Source organism: Pseudomonas sp. MAG002Y (assembly GCF_019400845.1).
Classification (GTDB): domain Bacteria; phylum Pseudomonadota; class Gammaproteobacteria; order Pseudomonadales; family Pseudomonadaceae; genus Chryseomonas; species Chryseomonas luteola.
The window spans coordinates 13,668-36,200 of the sequence record NZ_WOEJ01000010.1 but is presented as its reverse complement, the minus strand read 5'-3'; the positions used below and the strand labels follow the sequence as shown (position 1 = coordinate 36,200).

The 22,533-nt window shown below is 56.9% G+C and carries 11 protein-coding genes; 4 read left to right on the top strand and 7 right to left on the bottom strand.

The features are described from left to right. Positions 1-18: 18 nt before the first annotated feature. A complete protein-coding gene (locus GM154_RS15295; protein ID WP_219652678.1) occupies positions 19-3,189 on the top strand; it encodes an efflux RND transporter permease subunit in 3,171 nt (1,056 codons plus the stop codon). Further along, positions 3,186-4,577, top strand: a complete 1,392-nt coding sequence (locus tag GM154_RS15290) for an efflux transporter outer membrane subunit (protein WP_219652677.1) — start codon at positions 3,186-3,188, stop codon at positions 4,575-4,577. The genes GM154_RS15295 and GM154_RS15290 overlap by 4 nt, the downstream gene beginning before the upstream one ends. 74 nt (positions 4,578-4,651) lie before the next feature. Here the strand turns inward: GM154_RS15290 and GM154_RS15285 are convergent, their stop codons facing one another. From GM154_RS15285 to GM154_RS15255, 7 genes are all read right to left on the bottom strand, one after another. Then, positions 4,652-6,151, bottom strand: a complete 1,500-nt coding sequence (locus GM154_RS15285) for an efflux transporter outer membrane subunit (protein WP_219652676.1) — start codon at positions 6,149-6,151, stop codon at positions 4,652-4,654. Continuing rightward, on the bottom strand, positions 6,148-9,276 hold the full coding sequence (locus GM154_RS15280) for a multidrug efflux RND transporter permease subunit (RefSeq protein WP_150347340.1): 3,129 nt from the start codon (positions 9,274-9,276) through the stop codon (positions 6,148-6,150). Before GM154_RS15280 ends, GM154_RS15285 begins: the two co-directional genes overlap by 4 nt. Continuing rightward, positions 9,273-12,416, bottom strand: a complete 3,144-nt coding sequence (locus GM154_RS15275) for an MdtB/MuxB family multidrug efflux RND transporter permease subunit (protein WP_219652675.1) — start codon at positions 12,414-12,416, stop codon at positions 9,273-9,275. The genes GM154_RS15280 and GM154_RS15275 overlap by 4 nt, the downstream gene beginning before the upstream one ends. After that, a complete protein-coding gene (locus GM154_RS15270; RefSeq protein WP_219652674.1) occupies positions 12,413-13,693 on the bottom strand; it encodes an MdtA/MuxA family multidrug efflux RND transporter periplasmic adaptor subunit in 1,281 nt (426 codons plus the stop codon). Before GM154_RS15270 ends, GM154_RS15275 begins: the two co-directional genes overlap by 4 nt. Positions 13,694-13,941: 248 nt before the next feature. Further along, positions 13,942-14,442 (bottom strand): thiol peroxidase, encoded by a 501-nt coding sequence (gene tpx / locus GM154_RS15265; protein WP_010798387.1) that lies wholly within the window; start codon positions 14,440-14,442, stop codon positions 13,942-13,944. A gap of 164 nt (positions 14,443-14,606) precedes the next feature. Further along, on the bottom strand, positions 14,607-18,290 hold the full coding sequence (locus tag GM154_RS15260; RefSeq protein WP_219652673.1) for a translocation/assembly module TamB domain-containing protein: 3,684 nt from the start codon (positions 18,288-18,290) through the stop codon (positions 14,607-14,609). Continuing rightward, positions 18,290-20,023, bottom strand: a complete 1,734-nt coding sequence (locus GM154_RS15255; RefSeq protein ID WP_219652672.1) for an autotransporter assembly complex family protein — start codon at positions 20,021-20,023, stop codon at positions 18,290-18,292. Before GM154_RS15255 ends, GM154_RS15260 begins: the two co-directional genes overlap by 1 nt. A gap of 137 nt (positions 20,024-20,160) precedes the next feature. Here GM154_RS15255 and xthA point away from each other — a divergent pair, with 137 nt between their 5' ends. Together xthA and GM154_RS15245 are read left to right on the top strand one after the other, a co-directional pair. After that, a complete protein-coding gene (xthA, locus tag GM154_RS15250; RefSeq protein WP_219652771.1) occupies positions 20,161-20,973 on the top strand; it encodes an exodeoxyribonuclease III in 813 nt (270 codons plus the stop codon). 130 nt (positions 20,974-21,103) lie between these two features. Further along, the gene (locus tag GM154_RS15245) at positions 21,104-22,480 is read left to right on the top strand and encodes a phosphate ABC transporter substrate-binding/OmpA family protein (protein WP_219652671.1); all 1,377 of its coding nucleotides are present in this window, start codon (positions 21,104-21,106) and stop codon (positions 22,478-22,480) included. Positions 22,481-22,533: the final 53 nt, after the last annotated feature.

Sequence of the window (22,533 nt, the reverse complement as noted above, 5' to 3'; positions counted from 1 at the left end):
TTACAAAGGAATGGTCCGATGAACTTCTCACAGTTCTTCATCAAGCGTCCCATTTTCGCGGCCGTTCTCTCGCTGATTATCCTGATCGGCGGAGCCGTCTCGCTCTTTCAACTTCCCATCAGTGAATACCCGGAAGTCGTGCCGCCCACAGTAGTGGTTAACGCTACCTTCCCGGGCGCCAACCCCAAGGTTATCGGCGAGACCGTGGCAGCCCCGCTGGAGCAAGCCATGAACGGCGTCGAGCACATGCTCTATATGTCGTCCCAGGCCACTGCCGACGGCAAGATGAAGCTGACCATTACGTTTGCCTTGGGCACAGATCTGGATACAGCGCAGGTACAGGTGCAGAACCGTGTCACCCGCACCCTGCCCAAGCTGCCTGAAGAAGTGCAGCGTCTGGGTGTAACCGCTGACAAGGCCTCACCGGATCTGGCCATGGTGGTGCACCTTACCTCGCCCGATGAGCGCTACGACATGCTGTACCTGTCCAACTATGCGCTGATCAACATCAAGGACGAGCTGTCCCGCCTGGACGGCGTGGGTGATGTCCAGCTGTTCGGCATGGGCGAGTATTCCCTGCGTGTGTGGCTTGACCCGAACAAGGTGGCCTCCCGTGGCCTGACGGCAACAGATGTCATCAACGCCATTCGCGAACAAAACCGTCAGGTTGCGGCAGGCTCTCTGGGCGCCCCGCCCGCGCCCAACGCGAACAGCTTCCAGCTGGCCATTAACACCCAAGGCCGCCTGGTCAATGAGGAAGAGTTCGAAAACATCATCGTTCGAGCCGGCGCAAATGGTGAAATCACCCGCGTGAGGGACATTGCGCGCGTTGAATTGGGCTCGAACCAGTACGCCCTGCGTTCACTGTTGAACAACAAACCAGCCGTCGCCATACCGATCTTCCAGCGTCCAGGCTCCAACGCAATCGACCTGTCCAATCAGGTGCGGGCGAGAATGGCTGACCTGAAGAAGAGCTTCCCTCAGGGTATGGACTACTCCATCGTTTATGACCCTACGATCTTCGTCCGTGGCTCCATCGAAGCGGTTGTGCATACCCTTTTTGAAGCCATCGTGCTGGTTGTGCTGGTTGTGGTGCTGTTCCTGCAAACCTGGCGCGCCTCTATCATCCCGCTGGCAGCCGTTCCGGTTTCGCTGATCGGCACGTTCGCCTTGATGCACTTGTTCGGGTTTTCACTGAACGCACTGTCCCTTTTCGGGCTGGTATTAGCTATTGGGATTGTGGTGGACGATGCCATCGTGGTCGTGGAAAACGTCGAACGGAACATTGGGCTGGGCCTCTCTCCGGTTGCCGCAACCCAGCGAGCGATGCGGGAAGTAACCGGTCCTATCATCGCTACCGCGCTAGTGCTGTGCGCTGTGTTTGTACCCACCGCCTTTATTTCCGGATTGACGGGACAGTTCTATCGACAGTTCGCCCTGACCATTGCTATTTCAACGGTCATCTCAGCCTTCAACTCGCTTACGCTCTCCCCTGCACTGGCAGCCGTCCTGCTCAAGGGACACGATGCTCCCAAGGACCGTTTTTCGCGCTTGCTGGATCGCCTGCTGGGCAGCTGGCTGTTCGCGCCATTCAACCGTATATTCGAACGCGCCAGTCACGGCTATGTAGGCGTGGTTGCACGTGTGCTTCGCCGCGGCTCGATTGCGCTGGTGGTCTATGCCGGTCTGATGGCGCTGACGGTGTTTGGGCTGACGAACACGCCTACAGGTTTCGTGCCGCAGCAGGACAAGCAGTATCTGGTCGCCTTTGCGCAGCTGCCTGACGCTTCTACGCTGGATCGTACCGAAGACGTCATCAAGCGGATGTCCGATATCGCGCTCAAGTATCCGGGCGTGGAAAGCACCGTGGCGTTCCCGGGACTCTCCATTAATGGGTTTACCAACAGCCCCAACAGCGGCATTGTTTTCGTGACACTCAAGCCCTTCGAAGAGCGTAAGGACCCCAGTCTGTCAGCCAACGCGATTGCAGGTGCACTCAACGGCAAGTTCAGTTCTATTCAGGATTCGATCATCGCGATCTTCCCGCCTCCGCCGGTTCAGGGCCTGGGTAGCATCGGCGGTTTCCGTGTGCAAATCGAGGATCGAGGCAACCTGGGCTACAACGAGCTGTTCGCCCAAACGCAGAACATCATTGCGAAAAGCCAGAGCGTGCCGGAACTGGCAGGCCTGTTCTCCAGTTACCAGGTCAACGTTCCGCAAATCGATGCCGATATTGATCGTGAGAAAGCCAAAACTCATGGCGTTGCGATCAGCGATATCTTCGATACGCTACAGGTTTATCTGGGCTCGCTGTATGCCAACGACTTTAACCGCTTTGGCCGTACCTTCCAGGTCAACGTACAAGCCGATCAGCAGTTCCGCCTTGAAGCCGACCAGATCGGCCAGCTGAAGGTACGTAACAATCTGGGCGAGATGGTGCCGCTGTCTACCTTCGTGAAAGTAAGTGATAGCGCAGGCCCCGACCGCGTGATGCACTACAACGGATTTATCACGGCCGAAATCAACGGCGCCCCGGCACCTGGTTACAGCTCGGGCCAGGCACAGGCCGCGCTGGAAAAACTCATGAAGGAAGAGTTGCCCAATGGCATGACCTACGAGTGGACCGAGCTGACCTACCAGCAAATCCTGTCGGGCAACACGGCCTTCCTGGTCTTCCCGCTGTGCGTGCTGCTGGCCTTCCTAGTGCTTGCTGCCCAGTACGAAAGCTGGAGCCTGCCGCTTGCCGTTATTCTCATCGTACCAATGACGCTTCTGTGCGCTATCACAGGTGTCATTCTGTCCGGGAGTGATAACAACATCTTTACCCAGATCGGCTTGATCGTCTTGGTTGGCCTGGCCTGCAAAAACGCAATTCTGATCGTGGAATTCGCCAAGGATAAACAGGAAGAAGGCATGGACCGTGTGGCCGCCGTACTGGAAGCATGCCGGTTGCGTCTACGTCCGATCCTGATGACCAGCTTTGCCTTCATCATGGGCGTGGTGCCGCTGGTGACATCTACCGGTGCAGGCGCCGAGATGCGTCATGCCATGGGCGTTGCGGTCTTCTCCGGCATGCTGGGCGTGACCTTCTTCGGCCTGTTGCTGACCCCCTTGTTCTATGTACTGATCCGCGCGTTCGTCGAGCGTCGCGCTGAGCGCCGTGTCGCCGCACAGGAGGTGCTGTCATGAAAATCTTTGTTCCAAGCCTATTGGCCCTTGCCTTGAGTGCCTGTGCGGTCGGTCCGACCTATCAGGTACCGCAAACCGAACCGGCTCATCTGCAGAGCGCGGCGGGCAGCCAATATGATCACTCCCGTTTCCAGGCACAGTGGTGGCAACAATTCGAGGATCCCACCCTTAATCAGCTGGTGGCGCGCTCGATTTCCGGCAACCGGGAGCTTCGCGTGGCCTACGCCCGGCTGCGCTCGGCTCGTGCCCTGCGTGATGACACGGCCAATGACCGCTTTCCTGTTGTGACCAGTCGCGCCAGTAGCGAGATCGGCAAGGCGCAGCAGCCGGGCTTCACCGATAAGCGTACAAACAACGAGCGTTACGACCTTGGACTGGATATGGCCTGGGAGATTGATCTCTTCGGCCGGATCCAGCACCAACTGGAAGCCAGCGATGCTCAGGCAGACGCCGCGCAGGCAGAACTCAATCAACTGCAGGTCAGCCTGATTGCAGAACTGGTAGACGCCTATGGCACGCTCCGCGGTGCCCAGCTGCGCGAGCATATTGCGCAGGAAAACCTGAAGAATCAGCGAGCCTCCCGGCAATTGACCCAAACCCTGGATGAAGCAGGCGTAGGCAGCCAGCTGGATGTCTTGCGGGCTGATGCACGCCTTGCGGCTACCGAGGCGACCCTGCCGCAACTCCAGGCAGAAGCGGCGCGGGCAAAGAATCGGATAGCGACCCTGATAGGCGAACGGCCTGATGCGATGAGCATTGACCTTTCACCCAAGCCATTGCCTGCAATTGCCAAGGCGCTTCCCATTGGTGACCCGGCCGAGCTGTTGCGCCGCCGCCCGGATATCCAGGCAGCCGAACGTCAGCTGGCAGCCGCAACCGCGAATGTCGGTGTAGCTACTGCAGATCTCTTCCCGCGAGTTAGCCTGAGCGGCTTTCTAGGGTTCACTGCGGGGCGCGGTTCCGAGATCGGCTCTTCGGCCGCCCGCGCATGGGGCCTGGGTCCTACCCTGAGCTGGCCAGCCTTTGACTTGGGTAGCGTTCGCGCACGTCTGCGTGGGGCCAAGGCAGATGCCGAAGGCGCCCTGGCCAACTATGAGCAGCAAGTGCTGCTTGCCCTTGAAGAAAGTGCCAATGCCTTTAGCGACTATGGTAAACGCCAGGAGCGCCTGGTTGCGCTGATTCGCCAGTCCGAAGCCAGCCGCGCAGCAGCCGAGCAGGCAGCGATCCGCTACCGCGAAGGCGGATCGGACTTCCTGGTATTGCTGGATGCAGAGCGCGAGCGACTGGCGGCAGAAGATGCCCAGGCCCAAGCGGAAGTCGAACTCTACCAAGGCATTGTGGCGATCTATAAATCACTAGGCGGCGGTTGGGAGATCCCCAACGCCTGATCCTTCGGTTAGGGGCGACGATGTCGCCCTGGCCCGCGGCTTTCCCTGCTCCTTGGGCCACGGGCTTTTTCTTGTTACGGCTCACTCCTGGCGAGCGGATCCTGCTGAAGCTCAACGGCATCCCAGCCACCACCCATTGCAGCAATCAACTGAACGCTGGTAACCAGACGACTACCCAACAACGTCAGGTTGGTGCGTTCGTTGTTTAATGCCGTGGTTTGCAGCGTTACTACGTTTAGATAATCGATCAGACCTGCACGGTACTGATTTTCTGCCAGACGCAACGACTCCCGCGCCGAATCCAGTGCCTCCTGCCTTACACCGGACTCCTGATTAAGAACGTCCAACTCAACCAAGTAATCTTCGACTTCCTTGAAACCGTTGAGTACCGCCTGACGATATTGGGCAACAGTCTGATCATAAGATGCTTCAGCCTGCTCGACCTGTGCACGGCGTGCACCGAAGTCAAACAATGTCAGATCGAATGCCGGCCCGATGGACCAATAACGGTTAGGGGTGCTGACCAGATTACCCCACTGGCTGTTTCGATAACCGCCCGAGGCTGTCAGGGAAAGCGTCGGGTAATATGCCGCCTTGGCAACACCGATCTGGGCATTGGCAGACATTACCTGCCGCTCAGCCTGAGCAATATCCGGACGACGCTGCAACAGCTCGGACGGCACGCTGGCAGGGATGCCGGGCACGGTCGGTACTGTCTCCACTGCCGCCAGACTGAACTCAGATGGCGGGACACCAATCAACACAGCAATCGCATTTTCCAGCTGCGCACGCTGGTACTTGAGATCAATGGCATCAGCCTGGGTACTTTTGAGCTGGGTCGTAGCTTGGGCAACGTCCGAACGCGTAGTCATACCGGCGCGATACTGGTTTTCGGTGACCCGTAGTGACCGCTCATAGGCCTGCACCGTAGCATCCAGGAGCCGTTGCTGGGCATCCAGAACCCTCAATTGCAAATAGTTCTGTGCCAGCTCCGATTGCAGACTCAACTTGGTAGACGCCAACTCGGCCACGCTGGCTTGCGCCGATCCTGTTTGGGATTCCACGCTGCGGCGAATGCTTCCCCACAGGTCAAGCTCCCAGCTGACACCAAGACTGGTGGTGTAGCTGTTGGCAGTAGTGGCGCTGCTGGTGCCTTGTGGCAATGTGACGGTCGTTCCTGTTGACGTCTGATACTGATAACTCGAACTGCTTCCACCCCCCTGCCCCGAGCGTGTTGCGCCAGCGCTTCCGGTTACCGCGGGAAGGAAGGAGGCGCGTGCTTGGCGTACCAGAGCGCGTGCCTGGCGATACTGGGCTTCATACTGGGCCAGTGTCTGGTTGGAGTTCTCCAGGCGCTGCATCAGACCATCAAGGGTGCTGTCTCCATACACCTCCCACCATTGCCCCCGCTTGATGGCATCGCTGGGCTTGGCCATCTGCCAACCTTCAGCATGCTTAAATGCGATGGGCGTAGTGACCTGGGGTCGCTGGTAATCTGGTCCCACTGTGCAGCCACCCACGGCTAAGGCAAGGGCAAGTCCCAGGTAATGGGGACGAGCTGAAAACGACATCATGATGATTTCTCCATGGGCGCATGCGTGCGCGAGCCTGCTCGGCGTCCCGCCCAACGGCGGTTAAACCAGTGTCGCAGACGGTCCAGATACAGGTAGATAACGGGAGTGGTATATAACGTCAGCAACTGACTGCCAATCAAGCCACCAATGATGGTGATCCCCAGCGGCCGACGCAGCGGCGCATCACCGCCCATGCCCAGAAGCAAGGGCAAGGCGCCAAGAACTGCAGCCAGCGTGGTCATCATGATTGGTCGGAAACGTCTGACGCAGCCATCCAAAATCGCCTCGCGAGGCGCCAGCCCCAGACGCCGCTCGGCATCCAGCGCAGAGTCCACAATCATGATGGCATTCTTCTTGACGATCCCGATGAGGAGGATTACGCCAATAAGTGCGATCAAGGTGAACGGCGTATTGAAGAGCTGCAGCGCCAGCAAAGCTCCAACGCCCGCCGAAGGCAGCGTCGACAGAATCGTCAGTGGATGGATGTAGCTTTCATACAACATACCCAGCACGATATACACCGCAACCAGGGCAGCCACAATAATCAGGGGCATAGCGCTCTGGGACTGCTGCGCCATGCTGGCATTTCCCGCAAACGCCGTCTGTAATCCAATCGGCAGCTTCAACGGCTTGATCGCGTCACGGATCGCATCCCTGGCCTGACTGATACTTACATCAGGCGCGAGATCGAAGGAAAACGTCGACGCGGCAAACTGACCGTCATGGGCAACCCGCAGCGGAGCGTTACTGAACCGATAACGAGTGAAGCTGGAAAGCGGGACACGATTACCCTCGCTGGTGACTACATACACTTGGCTCAGGACGTCCACACTCTGCCTGTACTGATCACCCACACCCAGCACAACGTGGTACTGGTTGCGGTCTTCATACATGGTCGAGATTTGCCGCTGCGAGAACGAGTTGTTCAAGACGGCATTAATCATCTGAATGTCGACGCCGTACCGGCTGGCCGTGTCGCGATCGATGTCCAGCGACAACTCAACCCCTTTATCTTGTGAATCACTGTTCACGGAAATGATCTGCGAGACCTTTCGAAGAGCAGCCTCTATCCGTGGATTCCAGGTACGCAAAAGCTCCAGGTCGTCACTTTTGACCGTGAACTGATAGGCACCATTTCCTTCCCGCCCTCCGGCGCGAAAGTCTTGTGACGCCACCAGGAAGAGGTTGGCACCAGGCACCTGAGCTGCCGCGGCTTTGCGCAGCCGCATGGCGACGGTCTCGACTGGATCGCGCTGGGAGATATCCTTGAGCGTAATGAAAAACGACCCGCTATTGGTGGATGAACCGCCAGGCCCTCGACCTCCGGTAAAGCCCAGCACATTGTCGACCGCCGGATCGGCCATGAGCACTTTCCGATAAGCCTCCATCTTGCTCTGCATCCCACTGAAGGAGATTCCCTGATCCGCCACGGCATAGCCACGCAGGCGGCCGGTATCCTGATCCGGCAGAAAACCCTTGGGTACTACGGCATACAGATAAAAGTTGAGCGCAATCGTGGCGATTAGAATCAACAGCATGAGAAACGAGTGATCCAGCGCCCAGGCAAGGCTTGCCCGATAATACCGGGACATTGCCGCAACCAAACGACTTGTCTTTTGCTCTACAGGCGTTTCCTTGCGGGGCCGGTGCGCCCTGAGAAGCCTGGCGCACAGCATCGGCGTAAGCGTCAGCGATACGACCATCGACACAAGGACAGCAACCGATAGCGTCACTGCAAATTCGCGGAACAGGCGACCGATAATGCCCGTCAGCAACAGAATCGGCAGAAAGACCGCCACCAGCGACAGGCTCATGGAAAGAACCGTGAACCCTACCTCGCGCGCGCCCAACAACGCGGCCTGATAAGGCTTCTCGCCCTCTTCGATCCGGCGAGCAATATACTCCACCACCACAATGGCATCGTCGACCACAAACCCGGTACAGACGATCAACGCCATGAGCGACAGGTTATTGAGCGAAAACCCGCACAGATACATCACCGCAAAGGTGCCCACCAGAGAGATTGGTACGGCAATGCTGGGGATCAATGTCGCACGAATGTCCCGCAGAAACAGGTATACCACCAGAATGACCAGGGCGATGGAAATGATCAGCGTAAACTCGGCTTCATGCAGCGAATCGCGAATGCCGGGGCTACGGTCATCCATGATGCTCAGCGTGACGTCCTTGCCCAATGTCTCCTGTAGCGTTGGCAACTGCTCCCGGATACCGTCGATGGTTTCGATGATATTGGCGCCGGCCTGCCGTGAAATCAGAATGAGCACCGCCGGAGAATTATTGGAGAAACCAAGGTTGCGGGTGTCTTCGACTGAATCGGTAATGGTGGCTACATCGTCCAGGCGCGCCACTTGACCATTACGGGTGCGAATGATGAGCGGTCGATAGTCACTCGCCTTGTTCAACCGGGAATTGGCGTCGATTTGCCAATGCAGATCGCCGTACTCAAATGCGCCTTTAGGCGAATTGGAATTGGCCGCATTGATCGCGGTACGAACATCGTCTAGAGACAAGCCGTAATGGTTGAGCGCGTCCGGGTTCAGATCGATCCGCACGGCAGGCGACGAACTGCCGCCTACGCTGACCTGACCGACCCCTTTGGCCGAGGCCAGTTTGAGGGCGACCGTATTGGATGCCAGATCATAAAGCTTACCCTTGTCCAGCTTATCCGACGTGAGCGCCAATACCATGATGGGCATATCGGCCGGATTGATCTTACGGTAGGTCGGATTGCTGGGCATTCCCGTGGGCAACGACGGCACCGCCGCATTGATGGCAGCCTGAACCTCACGCGCGGCACCATCGATGTTCTTGTCCAGATCGAACTGGATGATGATGGTGGTACTGCCTTGAGAGCTGGTGGACGTCATTTCAGTAATGCCTGAAATACGTCCCAGTGAGCGTTCCAGAGGTGTAGCCACTGAAGAGGCCATGGTCTCGGGACTGGCTCCTGCCAGAGTGCCGCTGACCACAATGGTAGGAAAATCCACCTGTGGCAGCGGTGCAACCGGCAGCAAACCGAAAGACAGCCAACCGGATAGCACGATAGCCAGCGTCAACAACAAAGTCGCAACCGGTCGCCGAATGAACAGTGCCGAAAAATTCATCGGATTTCCCCGGAGAAATCCAGGTTATGCCGATAGCGCCAGCCGTTGAATCGTGTGGCTAACCGGCCAAACGCCAGGTAAATGACCGGAGTGGTAAACAAGGTCAGCAGCTGGCTAACCAGAAGACCGCCTACCATCGCAATACCCAGCGGCTGGCGCAGCTCGGCGCCTGCACCACTGGCCAACATCAATGGCAAGGCGCCCAGCAAGGCAGCCATGGTAGTCATCAGGATCGGCCGGAAGCGCAGCAGACAGGCCTGGTAGATAGCCTCCTCCGGTGCTTTACCCTCTTCCCGCTCGGCTTCAAGGGCAAAGTCGATCATCATGATGGCGTTCTTCTTAACGATACCGATCAGGAGAATGATGCCGATGATGGCCACCATGCCGATGTCCTGCCCAGCAATCCAGAGTGCCAGCAACGCTCCTACCCCGGCCGAAGGCAGCGTCGATAGAATCGTGACGGGATGGATAAAGCTCTCATAAAGAATTCCCAGCACAATGTACATGGTGACCACTGCGGCCAGAATCAGCAGTAGCGTGCTCGATAGGGAAGACTCGAACGCCAGCGCTGCACCCTGGAAATGGGTATCAACAGTTGCCGGCATCTTGAGATCCTGCTCCGCCTGACGGATCGCTTCCACAGCCTCACCCAGCGATACACCTTTGGCCAAGTTGAAGGAAACTGTCGCGGCGGGTAGCTGCCCGGCATGGTTGATCGCTAGAAGGGTATTGCGTTCCTCTACATGGGCGATGGCCGATAGCGGCACCTGCCCACTGGTTGTAGTGGTCGTGCCGTTGGTAGTGGTCGTCGTGGAGCTTGGCACGTAGATCTGCGTCAGCGCCTGCGGTCCCAGCTGGAACTGCGGCCCCACTTCCAGTACGACCCGGTACTGGTTGGACTGAGTAAAGATGGTTGAAACCAGGCGCTGACCAAACGCATTGTACAATGCGCTGTCAACATCGCTCAGGCTCACGCCCAGCCGAGACGCGTTATCCCGATCAACGCTGATATAGGCCTGCAGGCCGCGCGGTTGCAAGTCACTGGCAACTTCCGTCAGCTGCGGTAGCGTCTGCAAATGCTCGACCAGCTTTGGAACCCAAGTCTTGAGCGTTTCCAGACTCGAGTCGACCAGACGGAACTGGTATTGCGTACGACTAACCTGATCTTCCACCGTCAGATCCTGTACCGGCTGCAGATAAAGCTTCATGTCAGGCAAATCGGCCATCTGGTCCTGAAGGCGTGTAATGATCTCCGAGGCAGATACATCTCGGGCATCATGAGGCTTTAAGTTGATCAACATGCGCCCGGTATTGAGGGTCGGATTATCACCATCAACTCCGATAAACGATGACAGACTGTCGACCGCAGGGTCCTGCATGATGATCGAAGCCAGCGCCTGTTGCCGCTTGGCCATCCCTTCAAAGGACATGCTTTGCGGGCCTTCGGAAATTCCCTGAATCAGGCCTGTGTCCTGAAGCGGGAAAAACCCCTTCGGCATGAAGAGATAAAGCACCGCGGTCAGCACCAGCGTACCGATGGCAACCATCAGTGTTAGCGGTTGATGCCGAAGAACCCACCGCAAACCTGTAGCGTATCGATGGATCATCCCGTCGATAACGGCTCCGGCCTTGCGCGAGAATGCGCTCTGCTTGTCTTCCGGCACATGGCGCAACAGTTTCGCACTGAGCATCGGTGTGAGGGTCAACGAAACCACGCAGGAAATCAGAATGGAAACAGCCAGCGTAATGGCAAACTCACGGAACAGCCGCCCGGCAATGTCACTCATGAACAGAAGCGGGATCAGTACGGCGATCAGCGAGAAGGTCAGCGAGATGATCGTGAAACCTACCTGCTTTGAGCCTTTGAGTGCAGCCTCAAGTGGCGATTCTCCCTCCTCCAGATAGCGGGCAATGTTTTCGACCATGACAATGGCATCGTCAATGACGAAGCCGGTAGCGATCGTCAGTGCCATCAACGACAGGTTGTTGATGGAAAAGCCAGCCAGGTACATGACTCCAAACGTACCAACCAACGACAACGGTACAGCGACGCTGGGAATCAGCGTCGCCGAGACGTTGCGCAGGAACAGGAAAGTCACCATGACCACCAGTCCTATGGCCAGCACCAGTTCGAACTGAACATCACGGACCGATGCTCGGATAGTGGTTGTGCGATCCGTCAGCACCATCACATCCAGGTTTTCCGGCAAGGTCTCCTGCAGGGTTGGCAGTAGCCGCTTGATCTGATCCACAACCTGAATGACATTGGCGCCGGGCTGCCGCTGAACGTTCAGAATGACTGCAGGAGTGTCGTTGGCCCAGGCAGCCAGCTTGTTGTTCTCAGCCCCATCGATTGCCAACGCAACGTCTTTCAGCCGTACAGGCGCACCGTTCTGATAGGCAATGACGAGGTTTTTGTACTCATCGGCTGATTGCAACTGATCATTCGCGTCCAGTGTCGATGAGCGTGTCGGTCCGTCAAAGCTTCCCTTCGGCCCGTTCTGGTTGTTGTTAGCGATGGCGGTCCGCAGATTTTCCAGACTCAAACCATAGGCCGCTAATGCAGTAGGATTGGCCTGAATCCGAACAGCAGGACGCTGCCCGCCGGATAGGCTAACCATACCGACGCCACTGACCTGAGCAATCTTCTGCGCCAGGCGGGTTTCCACCAAGTCCTGAATCTTGGGCAAGGGCAGGCTGCTGCTGGTGACTGCCAATGTCAGAATCGGGGTGTCGGCCGGATTGACTTTGCTAAAGATCGGCGGCTGCGGCAGGTCGTTGGGCAGCAGGTTATTGGCGGAGTTGATCGCCGCCTGTACTTCCTGCTCCGCCACATCCAGATTACTGTCCAGACTGAACCGCAGCGTTATGACAGAGGCGCCTCCAGAGCTGGTGGAAGACATCTCCTCCAGCCCAGGAATCTCCCCTAACTCTGACTCCAACGGCGCGGTCACGCCTGAGTTCATGATTTCAGGGCTGGCTCCCGGATAAAGGGTCTTGACCTGAATGGTGGGATAATCAACTTCTGGCAGCGAGGCTACAGGCAACAACCGGTAAGCAATAATACCGGCCAGCAGAACAGCGACCATCAATAAGGTGGTCGCTACCGGCCGAAGGATAAAAAGACGAGACGGGTTCATTCACCGGCTCCGCCGCCTAACGTGGCCTCATTGGCGTCCGGATCTGACTTGGGCGCAGTTTCCGTAATAGGCTGAGTAACCTTGACTGTCTGGCCGTCACGCAGGCGATCGAGTCCTTCTGTCACAACAGTTTCACCGGCATTCAGGCCTGAGCGGACCTCTACCTGCTCGCCCTGTATCTCGCCCAGGCTGACTTTACGCGTCGCAACCTTATTGCCTTCGCCAACGACAAAAACGTAAGGCCCTTCGTCGTTACGTTGAATGGCCGAGATCGGAATGACAATGACACCGCTCAGCTCCAGCGCATGCAAGCGGACATTAACGAACTGATTGGGAAACAGCGACTCATCCTGATTATCGAAGCGAGCCTTGAACTTGACCGTGCCCGTGCTGGTATCGATCTGGTTGTCCACCGTTACCAGCGTACCCGTTGCCAGAACCCTGTTTCGCCCGCGGTCCCATGCCTCTACGGCCAGCGGCTTTCCGGTCGCCATCTGGCGACGCACCGTGCTGAGCTGATCCTCAGGCAGGCTGAATGTCAGGGCAATAGGCTTGGTTTGGGTAATGGTTACGATCGGCGTAGTGTCACCGCTAGCCACCAGATTACCCACGTCCACCTGACGAAGACCCAACCGGCCGCTGATGGGAGCCCGTACTTCGGTAAAGGTCAGGTTCAGTCTGGCATCGGCCACCTGCGCTTCGCTGTTCTTGATGGTTCCCTGATACTGAGCAACCAGCGCCTGCTGTGTATCCAGTGTCTGCTTGGCTACTGAGTCTTCCTTGAAGAGCTGGCGATAACGCTCCAGATCGATCTGTGCATTCTTCAGCTGAGCCTGATTCTCCTGCAAGGTGCCCTGGGCTTGTGCCAGCGCCGCCTGATAAGGCCGCTGATCGATGACAGCCAGTACGTCCCCGGCCTTCACCTCCTGCCCTTCAGTAAACAGTACCTTGGCCAACTGACCGTCGACACGGGCATGAACTTCAACCGTGTTGTAGGCCGTTACCGTGCCCAATGCATTGAGGTAAACCGAAAGCGTCGTTTTTTCGGCCTTTCCAGTGCTCACGATCATGTCTGTTGGAGCCATGGAACCACGGCGTCCGGCTCCAGCCGGCCCTTTCTGCTCAGTTTGAGCAGCGTTACGACCGGTAGGCCCTGCCTGTTCAGGCGATTTACCTAGAAAATGCCATGCAGCTACAGCGCCAACCGCCACTACCACAACAGCAATCAATAAAGAAAATTTGGAGCGAGAAGGTTTGGAATTGAGGGAATCGCTCATGAACGCCACAGCAATAAGTTTCGGAAAGATAACGGTAAGCCGCAGCCTTCATCAGGCCAAGCGGATTTACGCGTTGTTTACATACAGGATTGAATGGTGCGGAGCAGCAAGCAATACACTGCCGCCAGAATGTCATAAGAGTATGACGGAACGTTGGATTCTGCCTTGCCTTGTTACATCTCGAAGCGCATCGACTTCATGCATCAGCACCCGGGCCTTGATCGAGGCCCGAGTGCTTTTCTTCTACCTTATTTCAGCGCTGCGATAGCCGCTTCGTAGTTGGGCTCCTGCCCAATTTCAGGCACCAGTTCGCTATAAAGCACCTTATTATTTTCATCCAGAATCACTACCGCACGTGCGGCAAGACCCGCCAAGGGGCCGGACGCGATAGCAACACCGTAGTCTTTCAGAAACTCGCGACCACGCAGCGTGGATAGGTTGATTACATTTTCGATGCCTTCCGCACCGCAGAAACGCTTCTGGGCAAACGGCAAGTCAGCTGACACGCACAGGATCACGGTGTTTTCCAGCTTGGCGGCTTCGGTATTGAACTTGCGAACCGACATGGCACAGGTCGGGGTATCCACACTTGGGAAAATGTTCAGCACCTTGCGCTTGCCGGCAAAGCTTTCCAGCGTGGTATCGGCCAGATCGCCATTGACCAGGCTGAATGCCGGTGCGGACTGACCCGCCTGAGGCAGAGTACCTTCAATCTGAACCGGATTACCGCGAAGAGTGACTTCTGTCATGACCTGTTTCCTACAATTGAATGGAACATCAAGTAAACACGCTTCACCTCAGGCTTTAAAGTCTGAAGACCTGTTTATTGCAAATCACCCCTACCGTGCACTAACGGGTCACTACCCAAGCGTTACCCTGTTGCCCGCCAATACGATCGGGCAACCCTGGCGGGTTAGAAGTCTCGCTTGTAGAAGAAATCCAATGAGCTGGCAATACCACTGGCTGCTTCAAGATACAGCTGCTTGGTAAGCTGATAACGCAAGGCGACCGTATTGGCCGGCTCGAAGACGCCTACACCGTATCGAAGCGCCAAGCGGTCGGTAATATTGCCTGACGCAACGACACTGGTCTTGTCGCCTGTCCCTTCGGTATCCAGCTGAAAGTTCTGTACGCCCAAACGCTGCGCCAGCTCACCCGCCGTGGATGACCCTCCGGCAAGGCCCAGCGCAAGCGCGGCCTGCCCCAACATGTTGTTCTCGCCTTCGTCGTTGTTGGTCAGCGGGCGCCCTAGAACAATATAGGCCAAGGCTTGCTCCTGGCCCATAGTAGGGTCAGAAAACACCTCGACGCGTGGCTGATCGGCCAGACCTGACAAACGTAACCCTGCGGTTACGTCATCCACGACACGTACTGCTTCCACATCCAGGAACGGTTGAGCGATCGGACCCTGGAAGAATATACGCGCCCGCCGAATAGTCAGTCGCTGACCGTAAGCACGGTAGCGACCATCCATTAAACGAACTTCACCGCGCGTATCCAGGTTGTCACCAATATGCACGTTCCCTTCAAGGTTGGCAGTCAGACCGAACCCTGAAAACGTGAGCTTGTCCTGGCCCACCAGTACATTTACATCCATGGACAGCTGGGTCTCCTGCTTGGGCGCAGGCGCTTCCTGTCCAACGATTACCGCATCATTGGAAACCTTGACGGTAGACGGTGGCAACTCCCGAACCGTAATGGCACCGCGCGGCACGCGAACCGTACCCTTGAGCGCCAGACTACCGTTCTGCATGACAATATTCAGGTCAGGCGCCACGATAAGGTTAGCATAGGGCTCAACCACAACAGGAAGACGATCGCCACGTACGGCGACATTCATATCCAATCCATCAGCCCAGGATATCGCTCCACTCACATTACCCTGGCCGCGCTCGCCGCTGCGCCATCCACCACTCACGTTCGCTTGGTTCCCGGCAATCAGAGCAGTCAGCCGAAGATCCTGAAGACGGGTTGGAACAATGCCACCCCCGACCTGACCATTGCTCAAATCGATCCGGCCATTGATCGAAGGTTGAAGCAGCGTACCGCTTACCTGACCGCTACCATCGATCCTGCCGTCCAGCTGCTCAATACCTGAAACAAAACCTTTGGCAATGGCTACATTCAACCCGCGCAGATCGAAGCGCCCTGAAACAGGCTTGTCATCAGGTCGTGGATCAATCTGTGCATTCAGGGTGAGGTTGCCAAGCTGCGGGCCATTAAAATCCAATGAGACACGCACATCATCGGGGCGCAACGTACTATTGAGCTTGAGCGTGTCATAGGCAAAGTCTGCCCACTGGCCGTCGGCGTTACGTGCTCTTAGCGTCCCTGTGCCTGCGTCGACTGTAACCGTGCCGTCTGGCCCGCTCTCAGGAAGATCAAGACGGATATCAGCATTAAGCGCACCTTGCCAGCCAAAATCCTCGGGCAGGAAAGGTGCCAGTCCGGCAAGGTCAAAGTTGCGCAGATGGTAGCGTAGCCGTGGTTCCGGCATCAGGCGCTGGTCTTCCCCACAGAGCGAGGCTTTACCTGATAGCCAGCAGTGCTGGCCAAGCGTCAGTTGCCCGTTTGCCAGACGCTCAAGGCTTGCAGGGTTTTGCAGGCGCCAGTCCTGGGGACCACTCTGGACAGCACCTCGAGTAAGCCGCCCTCGCCAGTTCATCGCATCATCGAGCGTACCCTCCAGGGCAAGCGCCAGATTTGCCAGCGGCCCTTTTACATCAAGCGTGACTGCCTGCTGATAACGGTTACCCTGTCCATCGAGCGTCACACGTCCAATGTCGCTAGTGCCTGCACGCACACCGGAGGTTAATAGCTGGATTCGTCCCTGCTGACGCGCATCAAGCGTACCTTTAAGGCTCAAGGCCGTCAGCCGGTTGGTTTGATAGGCAACCTCTCGCCCATTCAACACCAGCTCCCCTTGCGGCGCCTGCTGAGTTCCGCGCAAATCCACTTTTCCATTAATGGCGCCAGCCAGACCAGGCCATAACTGGCCGAGACGAGGCAAGTCGATATCCAGGTGCCCTTTCCATTGCTCGGCCAGCTGACCGCTTCCCTGAATGCGATTACTGCCCAGACGGACAGTCAGGTTATCAAGATCCCATTGCTTATCCTGACCACGCGCCTGTGCTGCCAGCTGAGCAGGTTGACCTCTCAGCTGTCCCTGCAGTCCCAGATCAGCCGTTACACGCAGCTGCTCACCCTTGATTTCTCCTTCACTGCGTAGCGGTCCGCCCAGATTGCCAGGCAGCTGGGCGACCCAAAATGCAGGATTAAACTGGCTGAGGTTCAGGTTCGCCTTCCAACCAATGCCATCAGCAAACCGGACATTCACCTGCCCCTCGGCACGTCCTTGCCCGGCATGCAGATCCAGCGACGGCAAATTGATCTCTGTGAGATCACCTGTAAACGGCGTCACTAGCGTGAAATCACCGGCAGGCCCCGTTAGTGCAGCGTCCACATTTCCGATATAGCGCTCATCGGTGTACTGAACTTCACCTTTCAGTCGACGCAGCGCTACGGGCGGTTCCTCGATCTCAGGATACAAACGACGCCATGGGAACTCATTCCAGTTGATAGTGGCATTCGCATTGAGTCCTTCCGACCAGCCTGCTTTGCCGCTCAAGACGACTTTACGCTGCTGCCCCGCATCAAGCGTCAGTCCTTTAAGGTCTGCACCTTCTGCCGTAACGGTACCATCAAGCTTCAGGGCGACCTCACCTCCTTCACCCGGCAGTACAGACGTGCCCACCAACTTATATCCATCTTGAAGAGTGCCGTTTGCAGTCAGGTCGAGCGCGTTGAACGTCAGGGTCTTTGGCAGATCCTGTGTTGGCTTGAAACCGTTGGCCGTCAGATGCAGCGAAGCCGGCACACCCTCTGCCAAAGGCTGCACGTCGCCTGTCAACCGGCCCGGCAGGTAGCCGCTGCTGTCGGCCTGAAGAGTCAAGCTTCCCTGCAGATCACCTTCCACATGTAAGGTCAGTGGCCACTCCTGCTGGTCAGGCGCAGGCAGACGGGCATTGGCGTCCGCCGTCAAAGGCCATTGCCCGGAAGGCTGCAACGTCCCGGTAAGGCTGAGCATCATGTCGTCGCGGTGTGCATCCAGCTGCTCAATGACCAGGCTGCCACCTTCAGAATGAGCGCGTAGCGTGACGTTTGCGAACTGCTCATTGCCATCGAGCGTAAACCGTCCTATGCGTACATCACCCAGCTGAACGTCTATCGGTAGCTTGAGGTCAGGTAACGTAACCGGCCCCTCATCGGGCGTCTGTTCCTCAGTGGGCGCCATATCGAGATTGATCTCGCTGGCTACGAGCGTATCGATACACAGTGTTCGCTTGAACAGGCAACCAGGCGACCAAGCGAACTCAGGAGACACCAGCCTAACCTGCGTACCGGCCTGAGCCCAGGTCAGCGTGTCGGCCTTCCAGTGCCCTCCCAGTCGACCCGTATAGCCTTCCACTGCAAGCCCGGGAATCCGGCCCAACACCCAACGGCTTCCAGACTCGGTTCCCAATAAAATGGTCACGCCCAATACAAGAACAACGACAACCGTCAGCAGCGTGGCGCCAACAATCTTGAGCGCACGCATCATAATTCCGGCCCCATCGAGAAATGCAAACGAAAGCCACCTTCTTCATCAAGGCCATGAGCCAGATCGACACGTATGGGCCCCACTGGCGAAACCCAACGGATACCAAGGCCGATACTGGTCTTGATATCCGGATTATCGAGCGCATTGAACGCTCCCCCCTGGTCGACAAAGGTCGCCAGTCGCCATTTATCCTTGAGCGGATACTGGTACTCAACGCTGCCCGCGACCATATATCGTCCACCGATTCTGTCTCCGTCGGAGTTCGTGGGCGATAGCGTCTGGTAGTCATAACCCCTGACGCTCTGATCACCACCGGCAAAGAAGCGCAGCGATGGCGGAATCTGCTTGTACCCATTGGTGGCGTTGCCGCCGACCTGAACCCGCCCTAGCAGCCGGTGCCCACCGGCAAAAGTAGTCAGGCCACGCGCCAGCGCCGTCACATGCACCATGTTGGCGTCGGACACGATGCCCTCTTTGGCAGCCGAGACACCAAACTGCAGTCGGTAACCATGGCTGGGATCGATCCGGTTATCGCTGCGCAGGTAGGAATAATCGACACCCGGCATGAGCAGTGTCGATAGACCCGAATCGTCTCCCAGACGGTATTCCTCTCGCTGGAGTTTCAGGGAGAGCACCCGTGTCCAGCCGCTGGGCAATTTGCGATGCCATTCGGGCCCGACGGTGAGCAGGCGACTCAGCGAATCGTCATCGGCGATTTCTTCATACTGATATCCCCCCGCCAAACGGAATTTATCGTTGATGGGGTCGCGCCCGGGAATGTCATACCAGGCGCCGATGTTCTGACGTGGCGCGGAAAGCTCCATCTCCGCGCCCAAGCTATGCCCCTGCGCATTGAGCCAATGTCGATCCCAGGTTGCGCGAACACGCGGGCCGACGTCGGTAGAGTAGCCAAGCCCCAACCCCAGCGTACGTGGCTTGCGAGTAGTCAGGTTCACCATGACCGGAATCGTCTGGTCTTTGGCATCTGCCGGAATAGCGTTGACGCGCACGCTGTCGAAATAACCGCTTCGGAGCAGCGTCTGCTGAAGCTCAGCAAGGGTTTCCGAATCATAGGGCTCGTCTGGCTTGAACGGCACCATGCGATTGAGCAGGTCTTGATCGAATGGAAAATCCCCTTCGTATTCCACGTTACCCAACCGGTAGCGAGGTCCGCTTTCGTAAACCAGTGCAATGTCTGCGTAGCCAGCCTGCGGATCGATGATCAATTTCTGCTGGGTGAAGTACCCACTGAAGAAGCCATAACGTGCAGCCTGATTCTGGATCAGTGTCTTGGCATCTTCATAGAAGCCATGATTGAGCTGAGCGCCAGACTTCAGATTGGCACCATCGGGCGACTTGAATGACTTGAGTTGCCGCGCCGGACCTTCCACGCGGATATCTACCTGGCGCAGTCGAACGGGCTCTCCAGTCTGGATATCCAGTATCAGCCGAGGCGTCTGCCCTGTCTCGACCCGGCTATCAATCTGCGCATGGTAGTAGCCCAGTGCCTGGGCAGCCTGCTCCGCCTGGCCTTCAGCCGTACGCCGCAGCCGTTGCAAGGCAACCGCGTCCCGATCGGCAAGGCTGCCTATATACGCAGAAATGTTATCCCGCAGCGCACGATTATCAGGCGTAACGTGCACGGTGAGTTCGGCCGCTTGGGCCATGGCGACGCCGCTCATTAAAAGCAGGCCGGCAATACTGAGTCGGAGTCGTAGATGAAAAGTCATGACGCGATGCTACCGGGCGAGTGGTCGTGAGACAAACGCAGCGTCGTGGCGTTCATCGGCTATACCAGCGAAGCAGGCTCGTCATGAAGCCGTTCTATACGCTAGGATGGCCATTTTACCGAGAGTCTTCTTCGCCCATGAAGATTGTTTGCTTTAATATCAATGGTTTGCGAGCACGTCCTCATCAGCTGGCTGCCTTGATCGAACGTCACGCACCCGATGTTATCGGGCTTCAGGAAACCAAGGTCTCGGATGACCAGTTCCCGCTGGCTGATATCGAGGCGTTGGGCTATCACGTTCACTATCACGGGCAGAAAGGTCACTATGGCGTAGCACTGCTTTCGCGCCAGGCACCGCTGGAGATCCACAAGGGCTTCCCCAACGACGGCGAAGAGTCCCAGAAACGTTTCATCTATGGCGTTTATGCCGACCATAACAACCAGCCGGTCGTCATTATGAACGGCTATTTTCCGCAGGGCGAAAGCCGGGACCATCCTGTCAAATTTCCCGCCAAGACCAAGTTCTATGCAGACCTGCAGCAGCTTCTCGAACAGCGCTACTCCACCAACACACCGCTGCTGCTAATGGGCGATTTCAATATCTCACCTGAAGACTGCGATATCGGCATTGGTACCGATAATGCCAAGCGCTGGCTGCGTACCGGCAAATGCAGCTTTCTACCCGAGGAGCGCGAGTGGCTGGCCAAGCTCAAGAACTGGGGGCTGGTTGATAGCTTCCGCCACCTCAACCCTATTGTTGCGGATCGTTTCAGCTGGTTTGATTACCGTAGCAAAGGATTTGAAGCGGAGCCCAAGCGAGGTCTTCGCATCGATCTGATCCTGGCCTCGCAAGGTGCCCAGCCTCGCCTCAAAGACGCCGGTATTGACTATGACATCCGTGCCATGGAAAAGCCCTCTGACCATGCCCCTATCTGGGTTGAGCTGACCTGACGCGATACAGTGGTCTGCTCAAGCAGGCCACTTCACAACACAATAGTGGCAAAAAGCTGCCGTTGTAACGTTTTCGTCATTTTTCCCTTTTATGCTGCCCGCGTCTCATTTCCAGGGTAGCTGTAGGAATATGAATTCCGCCCGTCAGGATTCCATCCGTTGGAGCCGTCTTCTTGTCAGCGCGCTTCTCGGCATCGTTTGCACCGTCTCATCATGGTCGACCGCGGCGCAGCCATTACCGCTTCGCACAGATGGCAAACCGGTATTGAGTATCCATGGCTCCAACACCATCGGTGCTCAGCTTTCCCCGCTCATGGTCGAAGGCTTTCTCAAGACACAAGGGTTCGAGACCATAAACAGCCGGACTGGCAGTCATGAAAACGAACGCATCATTATTGGCAGACGCGCCAACGGTGATCAGGTTCGCATCGATATGGCGGCGCATGGATCGAGTACCGGCTTTGCCGATCTTATTCATGGCGATACCGATATCGCTGCTGCCTCACGTCCTATCAAGGACAGCGAGGCACTCGAACTCAAGCGCTTGGGTAATGCACGAGATGCCGGATCCGAGCATGTCATTGGTATTGATGGCATCGCTATCATCCTGAACGCGGCGAACCCATTGACCACGCTTTCAACCGATGAGTTGGCCCGACTCTTTTCAGGCGATGTGAAGAATTGGAAAGACATTGGGGGTTCACTAGGTCCTGTTCACTTGTATGCGAGAGATGACCAATCAGGCACCTTTGATACCTTCAAGGAACTGGTCATGTCCTCTCATGGCAAAAGCCTTTCGCCTACAGCTACGCGTTTCGAATCCAATGACGAGCTATCCGACGCTATCAGCCAGGATCCATATGGAATCGGCTTTGTCGGACTGGCTGCTGTAGGCAAGGCAAAAGCCGTATCGATCTCTGACGGATCGGCGCTAGCCCTCCCCCCAACGGTTACCACCGTTGCTACGGAAGACTATCCCCTCTCACGTCGTCTGTTCCTCTATAACAAACCCGACGAGAAAAATCCGTGGGTAAATGCCTTCATCCGCTACGCTCAAAGTTCGGAGGGGCAAAGATGGGTCAGCAAGAGCGGATTCGTGGCTCAAGAAGTACTGGCGGTCCAGCCCGTCGTGCCGGCAGATGCGCCAGCGTTTTATCGTCAGCTTGCCGACCATGCGCAGCGCCTTTCGGTCAATTTTCGCTTCGCTGAGGGTAGCGCCACGCTGGACAACAAGGCCAACCTCGATATCGAACGTCTGATGACCTACCTCAGAGAAAATGACAAGCTCGACAAGAAGGTAGCACTGATTGGCTTTAGCGATACAAAGGAAGACTTGAAGCGAGCCGAGCTGCTCTCCAAGCTACGCGCCATGGCCGTACGGCGGGAGCTAAACAAGGGTGGCGTGATGTTCCATGACATCGTAGGGCTGGGCGATGCCTTGCCTGTAGCAGCCAATAGTGATGAAGGCCGGATGAAGAACCGGCGCGTAGAAGTGTGGGTCTATTGAGATGACGAAGCCAACCGCTTTGTTAGATTCAACCCTACCTCTATGGAGGTGTG

What these genes read in the sequence shown, in the direction of transcription:
- GM154_RS15260 (WP_219652673.1), bottom strand. Translation starts at nt 18,290, where the DNA reads ATGCGTGCGCTCAAGATTGTTGGCGCCACGCTGCTGACGGTTGTCGTT.
- GM154_RS15270 (WP_219652674.1), bottom strand. Translation starts at nt 13,693, where the DNA reads ATGAGCGATTCCCTCAATTCCAAACCTTCTCGCTCCAAATTTTCTTTA.
- GM154_RS15290 (WP_219652677.1), top strand. Translation starts at nt 3,186, where the DNA reads ATGAAAATCTTTGTTCCAAGCCTATTGGCCCTTGCCTTGAGTGCCTGT.
- GM154_RS15295 (WP_219652678.1), top strand. Translation starts at nt 19, where the DNA reads ATGAACTTCTCACAGTTCTTCATCAAGCGTCCCATTTTCGCGGCCGTT.
- GM154_RS15245 (WP_219652671.1), top strand. Translation starts at nt 21,104, where the DNA reads ATGAATTCCGCCCGTCAGGATTCCATCCGTTGGAGCCGTCTTCTTGTC.
- GM154_RS15280 (WP_150347340.1), bottom strand. Translation starts at nt 9,276, where the DNA reads ATGAATTTTTCGGCACTGTTCATTCGGCGACCGGTTGCGACTTTGTTG.
- GM154_RS15255 (WP_219652672.1), bottom strand. Translation starts at nt 20,023, where the DNA reads ATGACTTTTCATCTACGACTCCGACTCAGTATTGCCGGCCTGCTTTTA.
- GM154_RS15275 (WP_219652675.1), bottom strand. Translation starts at nt 12,416, where the DNA reads ATGAACCCGTCTCGTCTTTTTATCCTTCGGCCGGTAGCGACCACCTTA.
- xthA (WP_219652771.1), top strand. Translation starts at nt 20,161, where the DNA reads ATGAAGATTGTTTGCTTTAATATCAATGGTTTGCGAGCACGTCCTCAT.
- tpx (WP_010798387.1), bottom strand. Translation starts at nt 14,442, where the DNA reads ATGACAGAAGTCACTCTTCGCGGTAATCCGGTTCAGATTGAAGGTACT.
- GM154_RS15285 (WP_219652676.1), bottom strand. Translation starts at nt 6,151, where the DNA reads ATGATGTCGTTTTCAGCTCGTCCCCATTACCTGGGACTTGCCCTTGCC.